Here is a 14,004-nt window from a genome sequence, read left to right on the forward strand (position 1 = left end):
TTTGTTATGAGCTGTTAAAAACTTTGAAAATAATGTAAAAAAAAGGATATTCAAATTGCAATTTACATTCCCCAATTTTCGGGGTCATTGCGCCACGATTTGAGAAGATTTAAATGATCTTTGCTGACAAATCCTTGCTCTATTGCAATATCAATAAGTTGAGAGTAATTAGCGAGGGTGTCAATTTTAACATCAGATTTTTTAAAATTGTCGGCTGCATGATTGAATCCGTAAGTAAATATAGCTAGCATTCCAAGGACATCACAACCAGCATTTCTCAGGGCTTCAACCGCATTTAAACTGCTTTGCCCGGTTGATATTAAATCCTCAATTACAACCACTTTTTGCCCAGCTTTAACATCCCCCTCAACAAGGTTTTCAAGCCCGTGCTTTTTGGGTGCTGAGCGAACGTAAACAAAAGGTAAGTTAAGTCTATCGGCTACAAGCATTCCATGTGCGATTGCACCAGTAGCTACTCCAGCAATTATTTCAACATCTGGGTATTTTTCTATAATCTGTTGCTTAAACCCTTCGCAGATTAGATTGCGAACCACTGGATATGAGAGTGTTTTTCGGTTATCACAGTAAATTGGCGATTTCCAACCCGAAGCCCATGTAAAAGGATTTGCAGGATTTAGTTTAATTGCATTAATTTGGAGAAGGTTAAGCACAACTGAATTTTGTATCATGTCGAAAGAGTGTTCAATTTATTTTGATAAACGTAAAATTGTTCTCACAAATAGTGTAGAGTTGAATTTTAATAGTCAAAATGGGTTATTCACCAGTTACAATTCTTTACAAGAACTCTCAAAAATACTCGAATTTTTTCAATCAGCGGTTCAAGTAGAAAATGTTTTTATTTCTGGAAAGAATGTTCAATCTATGCTTAAGGACTTTTGTAAAATGTTCCGCATCATTAAAGCGTCAGGAGGACTTGTACAGAATAGCAAAGGGGAGTATTTGTTCATCTTTAGGTATGGGAAATGGGATTTGCCAAAGGGAAAGTTAGAGCCTGATGAGAAAATTGAAGACGCTGCCGTTCGTGAGGTTTCTGAAGAAACGGGAATATCCAATTTAATTTTAGGGGAACATATTAAAAATACCTACCATACCTACAAGCAAGGGGGTTCAATTATTTTAAAGGAAACACATTGGTTTAACATGCTATATAGTGGCAATGAACCACTTGTTCCTCAACAGGCAGAAGATATTTCTGTAGCAAAATGGTTTCCTGCAAATCGCTTAGATGAAATATTGAATAATACTTATGATACAATTCGTGAGGTTCTAATTGCTAAAGGCATAGTTTAAATTTCTCCTTTAGAACGGAGTATTTTAAAAAATTGGATCTCAAAATTTTCACGAGGAGAGGGGGCGGGCGATAGCAAAAGTTTCCTATCTGGTGCAATAAGAAAATATGTAGGGTAAGCCCTAATATCAAAATCCTTCACAATTTCCGGTTTATTTCCATAGTGGAGGAATGTCCAATCATAACCAGCATTTTTTAGCAGATTGCTCATGTCTTGCTTATCCTTATCAACACAAATTGTGACAATCTCAAGCATTTGCTTATGCTTATCGTAGAGTTTTTTTAGTAAAGTAAATTCTTGCAAACAGGTATAACTTGTACTTGTACAAAAATTTAGGTAGATATATTTCCCTTTGAAATCATCAAGTTTTATGAGACTTCTTTTAGAATCGTATAGTTCAAAAGGTGCTGGCACAAATCCTGCTAAAAGGTGTGTTACTTTTGTCCGAATATTTTGAGCAATGACAAGATGTTCGGGTATTTTAGAAGTAAAGTAAAGTGAATCCAGAATTGTTAGAAGTGCAGATCTCGAAAATTTATCGTCGAAAAAGCCATCGTGCAAACCTTTTAAAATCACTAGTTCTTTAAGCGTATCGTTTGCAAGGACATTGTCTGTGGCTAACGTTTTCTTCAAATTGTATAAACTTTTTTCCTGTGTTATATTCTTGAAAACAGCATTTCCTGTCTCTGTTCGTGAGAAAAAGATGAAGTATTTATCGTAAACGAGGTTGAATAACTCCATGAAGGCGGTGTTATTATACTGAACAGGCTTGTTAAGAAAGTAATGCTCCGATGTGCTTTTCGCCTTTTGTATATAGGTAATCTGCTTAAGCAATCCATAGCGGTAGTACCTATAAGTGTCAAAGTATGTTTGTTTTTGGTTAGTGTAGCGACTCTCGATAGTATTTATCATTGAATCGATATTGATATTGCTTTTGCCCTTATAAGAATCATTTATAATAGCATCAAACTTCTCATTAAACGATAAATCGAAAGAGTTAATAAGGAAGTTGATATCATTTTTAACAATGTTGGTGATTCCTACAAATAAATCGGTTTCCCTAAAATAGGGGTTTAACCTTTGTGCTTCAGTTTTATCTTCCTTTTCAGGTAGAGCAAGATTGTAAGTTTTCCCTGGTTCAATAAAAAGGTAAACTCGGTAAATTCCAAGATGGCTAAATAGAAATGTTGTTTCGTTTATTTTGAACTGACAGCTAAAATTGCCTTTATCATCGACCTTACAACGACCCATTTCTTCCTCAGACATAGTGATAAGATCTGAATATCGATAAAAAACAATTTCGTCGTTTGAGTAAAATTTTGAATTACCAATGATGGTTGCTTGTTGCGAGAATACAGCATTAACAAAGAAAAGTAAGGAAAAGACTATAAGGGGTTTTATAAGAATTTTAATCATCGATATATTACTATGAGTGTGGGAAATAATCCTTTATATTGATAGATTTGGGTAAGAATAGGGATGGATCCCCATTATGTATTAAGATATCTCTTACTATTGTTGAGTTGATGAATGAGTGCTCAGGGGCTGTTAATAGGAAAACAGATTCGATTTCATGATGCATTGCTTTATTGACCTGACCTATAGCACGTTCAAACTCAAAATCGTCAGAAGTACGAAGGCCACGGAGAATGTAGTAAACGTTTATTCTTTTACAGAGTTCAACCGTTAACCCTTCGTAGCTTATCACTTCAATACGTGACTCATTATCAAAAACCTTTCTAATAATTGCAAGCCTCTGTTCTATTGAAAAGAACGATTTTTTGTTAGTATTATAGCCAACGGCAATAATTATCTTATCGAAGAGAGAAAGGGCACGCAAAACAATCGATTCGTGACCTACAGTGAATGGATCAAATGATCCAGGGAATACGGCAACCTTTTCCATTCGGTAAATATTTGTATAAAAGATAACTTTAATAAGTCCAAAACACCACCCTTCTCCGATTGAGCGAAATTGCTCTAATCGATGGTTAAAGGATTTTCTGTTTTTTCCTCTAGCAGAGCATACTTAAACACATCCATGATATTCTCAACGTAAACGAATTTAAGCCCTTTGATGTAAATATCTTTTATTTCAGAGATATCTTTTCTGTTCTCTTCTGATAAAATAATCTCGGTTATATTTGCACGCTTTGCTGCTAGTATTTTTTCTTTGATACCCCCTACTGGCAAAACTTTTCCTCGTAAAGTTATTTCGCCTGTCATTGCGACACCTTTACGAACTTTTCGCTGTGTATATGCCGAAGCCATTGACGTTGCCATAGTGATACCTGCCGAAGGGCCATCTTTAGGAATTGCACCCTCAGGAACATGTAGGTGAACGTTCCATTTTTCAAAAATCTCAGGTTTAATGTCCAATAGATCTGAATGCGCTTTAATATACTCAAGGGCAATAACAGTTGATTCTTTCATTACATCGCCAAGGTTTCCTGTTATTGTAAGATTCCCTTTTCCACGGCTAAGGCTCGTTTCAACAAATAGAATTTCGCCACCAGTTTCGGTCCAAGCAAGTCCAGTTACCACACCAGCCAAATCATTACCTTGATAAAGATCCTTAACATATCTAGGTATACCCAGTATTGTTTGTACCTCTTTAACGGTTAGATTTTTATGAAACTTCTCTTCAAAGGCAATCTTTTTGGCTATCTGCCTAACAACTTTTGCAATTTTTTGGTTAAGACTCCTGACACCACTTTCACGGGTGTAATTTTGAACCATTGTTTCAATTACCTTGTTGCTGAAAGCAACATTATCAGGGGTTAGTCCATGCTCAGTAAGTTGATTAGGAATGAGATGACGCTTAGCAATTTCAACTTTTTCCTCCATTATATAACCGCTAACATCAATTAGTTCCATTCTATCGCGAAGTGCGGAGCTAATAGTTGAAATATTATTGGCTGTTGTAATAAAAAGTACTCTGGATAGATCGTACTCAATCTCAAGATAGTTGTCGTGGAAAGCGTTATTTTGTTCAGGATCTAAAACCTCAAGTAGGGCAGAGGCCGGATCTCCATGAAAATCTTTTCCAACCTTATCAACCTCATCAAGGATGAATACTGGATTCGAAGATTTTACTCGTTTTAGGTTTTGGATAATACGTCCGGGCATTGCCCCGATATATGTTTTCCTATGACCACGGATCTCCGCTTCATCATGAAGACCTCCTAGTGAAATTCTAGCATACTTACGATCGAGTGCTCGTGCAACTGATTTTCCGAGAGATGTTTTTCCAACGCCAGGAGGGCCATATAGGCAGATAATAGGTGCCTTCATGTCACCTTTGAGTTTTAATACTGCTAGATGTTCAAGAATTCGCTCCTTTACCTGTTCAAGACCAAAATGATCCTCATCAAGGACGGTTTTGGCACGTTTTAGGTCAAAGTTATCGGTTGTATATTCATTCCAAGGGAGGTCAAGTAGTAGCTGAACGTAATTGAGTTGTACGGAATACTCACCAGCCATCGGGTTCATACGATGTAATTTTTCGAGCTCCTTTTCGAAGACTTCTGCAACCTCTTTCCCCCATTTTTTTTCTAAAGCACGCTTTTTAAGATCCTCAATCTCTTTTTCAGTAGGGTTTCCACCAAGCTCATCCTGAATAGTTTTCATTTGTTGATGCAGGAAGTATTCCCTTTGCTGTTGATCCATATCCTGCTTAACCTTGGTTTGTATGTCGTTCTTTAGTTCAAGCAGTTGAACCTCTCTTGTAAGATATTGAAGTAATTGAACTCCGCGCTCTTTAAGAACATTTTTCTCAAGTAACCCTTGTTTCTCGGTATTTTGGATATCTGCGTTGGAGCAAATAAAATTTACAAGAAAATGGTTGCTTTCAATGTTTTTAATCGCAAACGAAGCTTCGTGTGGGATATTGGGTGATAGATTGATAACCTTTAGAGATAAATCTCTGATTGATCCTACAATTGCTTTGAATTCTCTATCATCATCATGAGGATAGACATCCTTTAAAAAGTTTATTTTTGCTGTAAAGTATGGATCTTCTCCAAGAAATTCCTCAACCTCAAATCTGCGAATACCTTGAAGGATAACAGAAGTGCTTCCATCAGGCATTTCAAGAACCTTGAGAACTTGAGCAATGGTACCAACTTTAAATAAATCCTTAGTCTCGGGTTCCTCAATTTTAGAATCAATCTGGGATATTGCACCTAATATTTTTTTCTTTGTACTCAGTTCACGAATAAGATTCACCGATTTAGAACGACCAATGGTAATTGGAATTACTACTCCGGGGAATAATACCGTGTTTCGAAGTGCAAGTATTGGTATTACTCTTGGAATGTCTGCATCTTTAATGGTCGGTGCATTTTCATCAGTTATTATTGGAATAAAATCTGAATCTTGATCTATCGAATCAATAAATATTGGGTTGCCAATTTTTATTTCAAATTTTCTACTCATCTTAAAAATCTCCATCTAAACGAGGTGACAACATGTCACGCTCAAGCATTTCAACAATAGGAAGTATAGGTCTGCAATGTATGTGCCAATAAAATGTAATTGGCTATTAACCCAAGTTTTTGGAATAATTTTATCGTTAAAGTTAAATATCTTTTAGAGACAATTAGTTGATAAATTAAAACTTTCTGAACTCTTCAGTAAGTTCAAAGACACGTTGAAGGATACTTTTCTCAATAGAGTTAAAGGACAACCCTCTACGCTCAAAAACTAATCTTGCTGTTTCAAAGGCTTTGTCTATACTATAGGTACTAAATCCTTGAGCGCCTCCCCATGAAAAGCTGGGAATAAAATTTCGGGGGAAACCACTACCAAAAATATTTGCGCTAACTCCCACAACTGTTCCAGTGTTAAACATAGTATTGATACCACATTTTGAGTGATCACCCATAATTAATCCACAAAACAGTAAACCAGTATCCACAAAACTTTTCTTTTGATAGTTCCAAAGTTTTACATTTGCGTAGTTGTTTTTGAGATTGGAGTTATTTGAGTCTGCCCCAATATTACACCATTCTCCTATAACCGAATTTCCAAGAAAACCATCGTGAGCCTTATTTGAGCAACCTATAAACACTGAGTTATTAATCTCACCCCCTACCTTAGAATGTGGGCCAATGGTAGTTGGTCCATAAATTTTGACACCCATCTTTAGAATTGAATTATTGCATAGTGCTAAAGGGCCACGTATAATTGAACCTTCCATAATCTCAGAGTCAGCACCAATGTAAATAGGACCACTATTAGCATTTAGTATAGCACACTCAACTTTTGCCCCTTTCTCAACAAATACATTCTCGGGATTTATAACCTGATTAGTTTTTGATATTGGCTCTGATATTCGATTTTTGGTTAGTAACTCAAAATCTTGCTCTATTGCTTTTTTGTTTTGAGAAAAGATATCCCAGGGATTTAAGACCATAAAGGGCTTCTCTAAAAGATATTTTCTTTCTTTAAAATCTTCAAATAAAGGTATGTAGGATGGATTTGGAGTTGATGGTAGAATGGCTGCTATAACCATTTCCTTCCACACCAATGCTTCACCAACTCTTAGTTTTATTATTGAATCGAATAATTCTTGATCAGGAATTACACCCCCATTAATTAAACACGATTCCATTTCGCCATTAGCGGGATGAAACTTTTCACGAAGATAATCGGCGGTTAAGTAGGAACAGGAAGCGTTTAGAAACTTCTCCCATTTCTCCTTAATGGTCAGAATTCCTATGCGAATTTCTGCAACAGGGCGGGTGAAGGTCAAAGGTAGTAGGTTTAGCCTACGCGAATCATCAAATAATATGTGGTGTCTTTGCATAACTATATCCGTTAAAGCAGATAAATAATAAACTGTAAAGTTTTAAAAATGTTATAAATATACAAATAAAAAAGCTCCATTCCTGGAGCTTTCAATATCCTAACAATGTAGGTGATATTAAATGCCTACTTTTTCTTTTTGTCGATATGATCCTTGTAACGGTTCAAGTACTTATCAACGCGACCTGCGGTGTCAACAAGTTTCATCTTACCGGTATAGAAAGGATGTGAAGTGTTCGAAATTTCTACTTTAACCACAGGATATTCAACGCCATCAACGGTGATGGTTTCCCGGGTTGCTACGGTTGACTTGGTGATAAAAACTTGCTCGTTAGACATGTCCTTGAATGCCACCAGTCGATAATTTTCCGGATGTATTCCCTTTTTCATTGTTTGTATCTGTTTATTTAACTGTAAATTCCGAATATCGGGCTGCAAAGTTATTAACTATTATGAAAATAACAAACCCACACCTCGAAAAAATTTCTATGCCAGTCAGAACCTTTTCCTATTTAGTCGCGACTATAGAGTTTTGATAAAAGCCTTAAGAATTCGATGTAAAGCCAAATTAAGGTAACCATGAGACCGAAAGCACCAAACCATTCCATATATTTTGGTGCACCCTGAGCCGATGCTCTGTCGATGAAATCGAAATCGAGCAAGAGGTTTAAAGCAGCAACTGCAATAATTACAACGCTGATGCCAATTCCGATAGGACCACTGCTATGGATAAATCCAACGTTTACACCAAAGAATCCTAAAATAAAGGTTAGGAAATACATCAAGGCAATAGCCCCTGTTGCAGCAAGTATAATTGTTCTGAATTTCTCAGTTACCTTAATCCAACCTGAGCGATAAGCTGTAAACATCAAGAAAAAGGTTAAAAAGGTTAGCCCAACTGCTTGAATAATTATGTTGCCAGTATATTGAGCAGCAAATATTGCAGATATTCCGCCTAAGAATAGGCCTTCAAGCACAGCGTAAATAGGGGCTGCGATAGGAGAACTTTTTGGGGCAAAGATAACTACTAATGAAGTTATAAATCCCCCAATTCCGCCTACGGCCATCCATATTATAACAGAAGTTGGGATGGATGGATGTAACGGATCTACAGGAATACTTTCAAAGAAAGCTCTCCATGTGAAAGCGGCGCCTAAAACAACTAAAATCAGCATTAACAATGCCTTATTCATAGTCCCCTGAACAGTCATTGTTTCATCAGAGGTGAAAACCCTTTCTTTAGAGAAAATTTTCTCGGAGAATGCTGGGTTTGAAGAACGAAATAAATCCATATTTATTTATTTTTAGTTTTTGCGGTTAATAATTATTCAAATAATATGCCTTAGCTGTAAACTGACAAAGCGACATGACTCTACTCTTCGGTAAATTCAAATATTAATTGACTTCCAATCCAAGCAGCAATTCCAAAGTCTGATTCTGCCATCCGTTCAGCGGCTTCTAATACTTTTTCTTTAAGCGATTCGCTTTTTTTTCCTATTTCACGCAAAGCGAAGATTGCAGAGTTGCTAACCAATTCATCATCGGTTTCAACAAGTTTTTCAACAATATCAATATAGGGCTCAAAAATTGAATCCTTAATTGTTTTATCAGAGGCTCTATTACCTGCAATTAGTAATCCGGCTTTTTGAAGAAGATTGTCGTCCTCTAAGCACCATTCTACACTACGAGGTAAAGCAAAATCGGATTTCCAGAAGAGATTACTACAAACCTGCTCAACAATTTCGATATTTATAAAATCATTACTCCAATTATCAATCTGCTCCCCTGTTACCTTGTCAGAGGTATCAATTATTGATGCAATAATCTTACACTCCCTTATATCCTCCTCGAATAAACGGATGGCAAGGTGGTGATCCCCTTTATATGGTTGAGCAATTTGTTGTAGTTCAGGTATAGTAACCCCGTAGTTTACTTTATATATAATACCTGATTCTTGCATGGAGTTAACTACTGTTCCATTCATGCGATGTTTAATCTGCATGATTATGTCCATTACTTTTTCTTCCATGTCATAAGCAGAATTTGGATTGGCAAACCTACAACTTTTTTTAAAACCCAACAAGGATAGTACTATAAATGGCTATTTGAGCGTTGTTTATTTTTTTACCTTTAGGAAGTTTATTATTAGCCGTTTTTCAACAGCACCTTAGCCAATGAATTCAAAAATCAAATCAATTCTTTCGAATGAATTTGTTAAAAATGTGTTTTCCCTTTTTACGGGAAATGCATTGGCTCAAAGCATTTCATTAGTTTCGATTCCAATCCTAACAAGAATGTACACGCCTGAAGAATTTGGTGCTGTAGCCCTATTTATTGGAATGGTAAATGTTTTTTCAATTGCTTCGAATGGCAGGTACGATATGGCTATTGTTCTGCCTAAAAGGAATGGGCAAGCATTTCATTTACTCATTGGTAGTATTGCCATAACATTAATCTTTTCGATTATTAGTCTTTTGATAGTATTATTATTCTTCAACAGGCTAACTGGAATGTTTGAGGCGCATATCTACAAAAAAATAATATGGCTTTTACCTTTATGTATATTCCTACTTGGAAGTCATAAAAGTCTTACATATTGGTTTAATCGCTCACGTTCTTTTAGATTGATTGGAGTTAATCGGGTTATTCAAAATGCTGGACAAACGGGAGTAAGGTTATGTAGAGAAATGTTTTCAAATGGACATTGGGGTCAAGTTGTTGGATTCATTGCTGGCGAAGTTCTTTCTTGGGGTACAATGGTGGTTCAACTTTTCCGAAGGGAGTTTTGGAGATTTAAATACCTGTCAATAAAAACTACATTTAAATCCTTTCGTGAATACTTTAACTTTCCGCTATACCTAATGCCGATGGGGATTTTAAATACCTTTTCAACATACCTATTGGTGTTCGCTTTATCACTAATAACCTCAAGTGCTTTGGTTGGTCATTATGAGCGGGCATGGAGGGTTATCAATTTTCCGCTATCCTTAATTAGTTCCTCCTTTGGAAGTGTGTTTTACGAAAAGATGAATAGAACAGCAAATCGACGTCGGTTCTACGTTTACTCATATTTTGGAAATCTCTGTTTAGCATTATTGATTCTATTCCCCATTGCATTTTGGGGCGAAGCTATTTTCTGCTTTGTGCTAGGGAACGATTGGGCTGTGGCAGGACGTATTTCTCGATTTATTCTTCCTTTAACGATATTTAGTTTTGCAACGCAGTGCGTCAGCACAGTTTTTTCGATCATCAAAAAAAATCAACTTTTGTTAATTTGGCAAATTGTTTATCTTGTATTAGCGATTGGTTGGATCGTTTTTGCACGTGAATTTGATGTCTACTTTCTTTTAAAAATATACTCTTTGGGTGGGGCGTTTATGTATATACTGCTTGCCTATATAGGTTTTATAAATATAGAAAAGACAGATTTTAACAAATCGATTGTATCATCGTGTTAAATGCATAAGTAATGTAAGCCTTTTAAATAAGCGAAATAATGAAATTGAAAGAGTTAAGAATATATAGATGTTTGATTAACATGATTATATAGAATGAAGTAGCAAGTAAAAACAGTTAAATAAAATTGAAAAATCGCTACAGATGAAAAGGTTTATTGTTTCAATCTTCGGGATTCTTTTCTTCCGTTGGGCTTACCCCGGATTTGATTTTCATCGATTCCCTTTTAGGAGACTTATGAAATGTTTTATTGCTCAAAAGATAATGAGGATAAATAGCCATGTGCCTTGGCCTGTTAGTTGGACATCGGAGATAAAGGGACATGAAAAGATTGTAAGGGGTACGGAAACACCTGGCTCAGCATTGGGATGCTACATAGATGGTCGTAATGGCATTGTGTTGGAGGAGAATGTCTGGATTGGGCCAAAGGTTTCGATTATCAGCATGAATCATGATTTGCTAAATTACAATCAATACAAGAGCGAAGAACCAATATGCATTGGTCGCGATTCGCTGCTTGCCACAGGTTGTATTATTCTTCCAGGGGTTGTAATTGGCCCTCATACTGTCGTTGGGGCAGGAGCAGTTGTTACTAAATCTTTTCCTGAAGGGAATCAAATTCTTGCTGGGAATCCAGCGGGAGTGATAAAAAAAATAGCCAGTTATGCCACATTTACAAGCAAATAAGACATTTTAAAACTTTTTGGTAGGCAGTTTGATAAATATATTCGAATTTTATTATCTTTGCAGCCTCTAAATGGTGGGGGTAGCTCAGCTGGTTAGAGCATCAGATTGTGGTTCTGAGGGTCGTGGGTTCGAGCCCCATTCTCCACCCAAACCTCGACGAAAGTCGGGGTTTTTTTTATTTTAACCAAAAGGTCTTCTCAATCATTTTTTTTATTGATGTAAATCAATGAAAAAATAGTTGTATTATGACATTTATTTTCATAATTTGTCTATTGAAAGTAAACAGACAATGAAGAAGACAAAAACATTAGTAGATCGTATTTGCAGCAGTTATATGATGCATAATCCCTACTTTTTTTATAGGGAAGTGATCTTTTTTAACCTTGAAGAACCAATTAGACCTAATCCAGAGTTTCTTTCATTTTATGACATGTTTGTCCGTCAGGTTGATATAAAACTTCTTGAGGAGCAATCGGAAGAAGATCTGAGAAGGACTAAAGCCTGCTTTTTTTTTAAAAGTTAAATTATACAGCCCAACATCAGTCGAAAAGGTAACCTTTTTTGGTTACCTTTGTTGTTATATGGTACTGATGTTTTTAAGTTGAGGTTTCCCAATCGCATAATATTAAACTTGAAGGACAAATGAAAAAAATTCTAACCCTTATAGTCATCGCTCTAGCTGCACAAAACCTATATTCACAGAATAGCGATACTAGTAAAACAGCATTATTAATCATTGATGTTCAAGATTTCTATTTTCCTGGAGGCGATATGGAATTAGTTAACCCACAGGCTGCTGCCGATAATGCGGCATTGCTTCTTGCATCATTCCGTCAAAAGGGAATGCCTATTATTCATATTAAGCATGCTGCAGATGCACGAACCGATATACAATCTACGGTTAAACCTATAGAGGGAGAGAAAATTTTCACTAAAAGTGAGATAAGTTCCTTTAATGGTACAGGGTTAAACGATTATTTAAAAAGTATTGGTGTGAAAAACCTTGTTATATGTGGCATGCAAACCCACATGTGCGTTGAGGGTGCTGTAAGAGCAGGGTATGATTTAGGTTATAAAATTACACTGGTTCATGATGCCTGTGCAACCCGCGATTTGAGATGGGGTGATGAGGTTATTCCAGCAAAGATGGTGCATCTTTCAACTTTATCTACACTAAGAAGTTACGCTAAGATTGTAAGCACCAATGAGTTTCTAGCTGGAAAATAGTTTTAGAAGGTAAAGGGTTTTATTGCTTAAGTCTTCTAATATTCTTTTACTCCATTAACAAGGAGCGGTAGGAAATTATTTTTTAATTAACGTCAGTTTGAAATAAGGAGTTATATTGAAGAGTTAAGAGTTTAAGATATTACACATTTTTGATTTTGCATTTATGCAAAATCAAAAAAAATCTCTGTATCCTCTGTGTTTCTTAGTGCCAATAAATATTATTATGGCATGTTTGTATCTTATTAAAACGACCATTTTTGTTAGACACAGAACTTAAAATCTCTGTGTTAAAACTATATTGACCACAGGTTAATTACTACTCCTATTCTCAAAACTATTCATTATTTCTCTTAAATCATTAATATAATTTTTAACCGCATTAGGTTCATTGTAATATTCAAATGTTACTTTGTGCATTTCTCCATTTGCTAGTTCTATTTCAATCCACTCTGCACCACCATCGGCACAATCGGGACAACCAATGGTGGTTGGAAGTGCTGAAAATGAAGCAATATCAAGTTTTCCTTTAATAAGATCCCAACTATTTTCTTCTAAAATATCTGTAAAGGTAATAGGCTCTATTGTTTCTGTCCATCCATAGCGTTTATATGAAACAGAACCAGATTTCAAAGTCAAATCCTTTTTGCAATATCCAATGCACTCACCAAACGAGGTGCCATATTTGACTTGAACTAATCCACTACTATTCTCATTTTTTGAGCAGCATGTTAAAAGGCTCAGGATGAAAATGAAAAAGAGGATAGTCCTTGTTTTTATTATACTTTGCATAGAATTGTTTTTCTATAAGATATTTTTATATGATAAAAGGTTGCGTTGTAGATGCTCGAATCCAAAGTATCAAAAGAAAGTACAAATACGTAACAACCTAGCAAGTATTGGTATAACGGTTATTTTTTGGCTTTCACAAAATATCCATTATCAAAATAATAACCTACCTCTTTGAAACCAGCCAGTTTCAGAGCATCTTGAATTTGCTCAATTGTATATTTGTTGAAAATATCATCTTCGGCAAATGTAACTTTTGATAAATCTTCTTTACTATCCATATAAATGTAAAACAGTCCATCATTCTTGAGAAGTGAATTGGCCTTTTCAAATGGCTTTTGGAGATTATCCCAAAAGTAAACAACGTTTAGACAGAACACTTTATCAAAATTCCTAGCATCAATTTCGGTTTCAAGAAAATCACCAAACATTAGGTTCACCCTATTACTATTAACAAATTGCTTGTTCCGTTTTGTTGCCCTTAAGTACATCAATTCAGAGAAATCTATTCCATAAACCTGACATGATTCATACTCCTTCGATATCAAATTAATCCCTAGTCCCGGACCATATCCAATCTCAAATAATTTATCATTTGGTTGTATTTTAAGATCGTTAATCAAGACTTCATAACGATTTCTATTCCACTTAATCAACATTGCTGACACAATTTTTCCGAAAAAACCCGATGGTTTTCTTAATTGCAATCCGAGACTTCTAAGCATAACTT

Annotated in this window: 15 protein-coding genes and 1 tRNA gene; 6 read left to right on the plus strand and 10 right to left on the minus strand. The window is 35.7% G+C overall.

Annotated features, from left to right (window positions below; genetic code table 11):
- Positions 1-62 precede the first annotated feature (62 nt).
- Entirely contained in the window at positions 63-689 is a 627-nt protein-coding gene (locus HOO91_18060) for an orotate phosphoribosyltransferase (protein NOU19464.1), read from the minus strand.
- Here HOO91_18060 and HOO91_18065 point away from each other — a divergent pair.
- The gene (locus HOO91_18065; protein ID NOU19465.1) at positions 688-1,311 is read left to right on the plus strand and encodes an NUDIX domain-containing protein; all 624 of its coding nucleotides are present in this window, start codon (positions 688-690) and stop codon (positions 1,309-1,311) included. The genes HOO91_18060 and HOO91_18065 overlap by 2 nt on opposite strands.
- Here the strand turns inward: HOO91_18065 and HOO91_18070 are convergent.
- The 7 genes from HOO91_18070 to HOO91_18100 form a co-directional block, all read right to left on the minus strand.
- A complete protein-coding gene (locus HOO91_18070; GenBank protein NOU19466.1) occupies positions 1,308-2,726 on the minus strand; it encodes a TlpA family protein disulfide reductase in 1,419 nt (472 codons plus the stop codon). The two genes, HOO91_18065 and HOO91_18070, sit on opposite strands and share 4 nt — an antisense overlap.
- Positions 2,727-2,736: 10 nt before the next feature.
- Entirely contained in the window at positions 2,737-3,216 is a 480-nt protein-coding gene (gene coaD, locus HOO91_18075) for a pantetheine-phosphate adenylyltransferase (GenBank protein NOU19467.1), read from the minus strand.
- Between the two features lie 74 nt (positions 3,217-3,290).
- Positions 3,291-5,747 (minus strand): endopeptidase La, encoded by a 2,457-nt coding sequence (lon, locus tag HOO91_18080; protein NOU19468.1) that lies wholly within the window; start codon positions 5,745-5,747, stop codon positions 3,291-3,293.
- A 175-nt stretch (positions 5,748-5,922) separates the two neighbouring features.
- The gene (locus HOO91_18085) at positions 5,923-7,119 is read right to left on the minus strand and encodes a glucose-1-phosphate thymidylyltransferase (GenBank protein NOU19469.1); all 1,197 of its coding nucleotides are present in this window, start codon (positions 7,117-7,119) and stop codon (positions 5,923-5,925) included.
- Positions 7,120-7,244: 125 nt separating this feature from the next.
- A complete protein-coding gene (locus HOO91_18090) occupies positions 7,245-7,508 on the minus strand; it encodes a type B 50S ribosomal protein L31 (protein ID NOU19470.1) in 264 nt (87 codons plus the stop codon).
- A 122-nt stretch (positions 7,509-7,630) separates the two neighbouring features.
- Positions 7,631-8,410: a Bax inhibitor-1/YccA family protein gene (locus HOO91_18095; protein NOU19471.1), complete on the minus strand. Its 780-nt coding sequence runs from the start codon at positions 8,408-8,410 to the stop codon at positions 7,631-7,633.
- An 80-nt stretch (positions 8,411-8,490) separates the two neighbouring features.
- Positions 8,491-9,147, minus strand: coding sequence for a DNA alkylation repair protein (locus HOO91_18100; protein NOU19472.1), 657 nt, complete (start codon positions 9,145-9,147; stop codon positions 8,491-8,493).
- A 145-nt stretch (positions 9,148-9,292) separates the two neighbouring features.
- Here HOO91_18100 and HOO91_18105 point away from each other — a divergent pair, with 145 nt between their 5' ends.
- The 5 genes from HOO91_18105 (at position 9,293) to HOO91_18125 (ending at position 12,488) form a co-directional block, all read left to right on the plus strand.
- Positions 9,293-10,576, plus strand: a complete 1,284-nt coding sequence (locus tag HOO91_18105) for an oligosaccharide flippase family protein (GenBank protein NOU19473.1) — start codon at positions 9,293-9,295, stop codon at positions 10,574-10,576.
- A 142-nt stretch (positions 10,577-10,718) separates the two neighbouring features.
- Positions 10,719-11,261, plus strand: coding sequence for an acyltransferase (locus HOO91_18110; GenBank protein NOU19474.1), 543 nt, complete (start codon positions 10,719-10,721; stop codon positions 11,259-11,261).
- A 73-nt stretch (positions 11,262-11,334) separates the two neighbouring features.
- Positions 11,335-11,408: transfer RNA gene (locus HOO91_18115), tRNA-His, on the plus strand.
- Positions 11,409-11,550: 142 nt separating this feature from the next.
- Positions 11,551-11,784, plus strand: coding sequence for a hypothetical protein (locus HOO91_18120; GenBank protein NOU19475.1), 234 nt, complete (start codon positions 11,551-11,553; stop codon positions 11,782-11,784).
- A 119-nt stretch (positions 11,785-11,903) separates the two neighbouring features.
- The gene (locus tag HOO91_18125) at positions 11,904-12,488 is read left to right on the plus strand and encodes a cysteine hydrolase (protein NOU19476.1); all 585 of its coding nucleotides are present in this window, start codon (positions 11,904-11,906) and stop codon (positions 12,486-12,488) included.
- 309 nt (positions 12,489-12,797) lie between these two features.
- On the opposite strand, the gene HOO91_18130 is transcribed toward HOO91_18125, so the two are convergent.
- Together HOO91_18130 and HOO91_18135 are read right to left on the minus strand one after the other, a co-directional pair.
- Positions 12,798-13,277 carry a hypothetical protein gene (locus HOO91_18130; protein NOU19477.1) on the minus strand — a complete coding sequence of 160 codons (480 nt, stop codon included), beginning with the start codon at positions 13,275-13,277 and terminating at the stop codon, positions 12,798-12,800.
- 119 nt (positions 13,278-13,396) lie between these two features.
- Complete coding sequence (locus HOO91_18135; protein NOU19478.1) at positions 13,397-13,999, minus strand: class I SAM-dependent methyltransferase; 603 nt, start codon at positions 13,997-13,999, stop codon at positions 13,397-13,399.
- Positions 14,000-14,004: the final 5 nt, after the last annotated feature.

This window comes from Bacteroidales bacterium, assembly GCA_013141385.1.
GTDB lineage: Bacteria > Bacteroidota > Bacteroidia > Bacteroidales > Tenuifilaceae > UBA8529.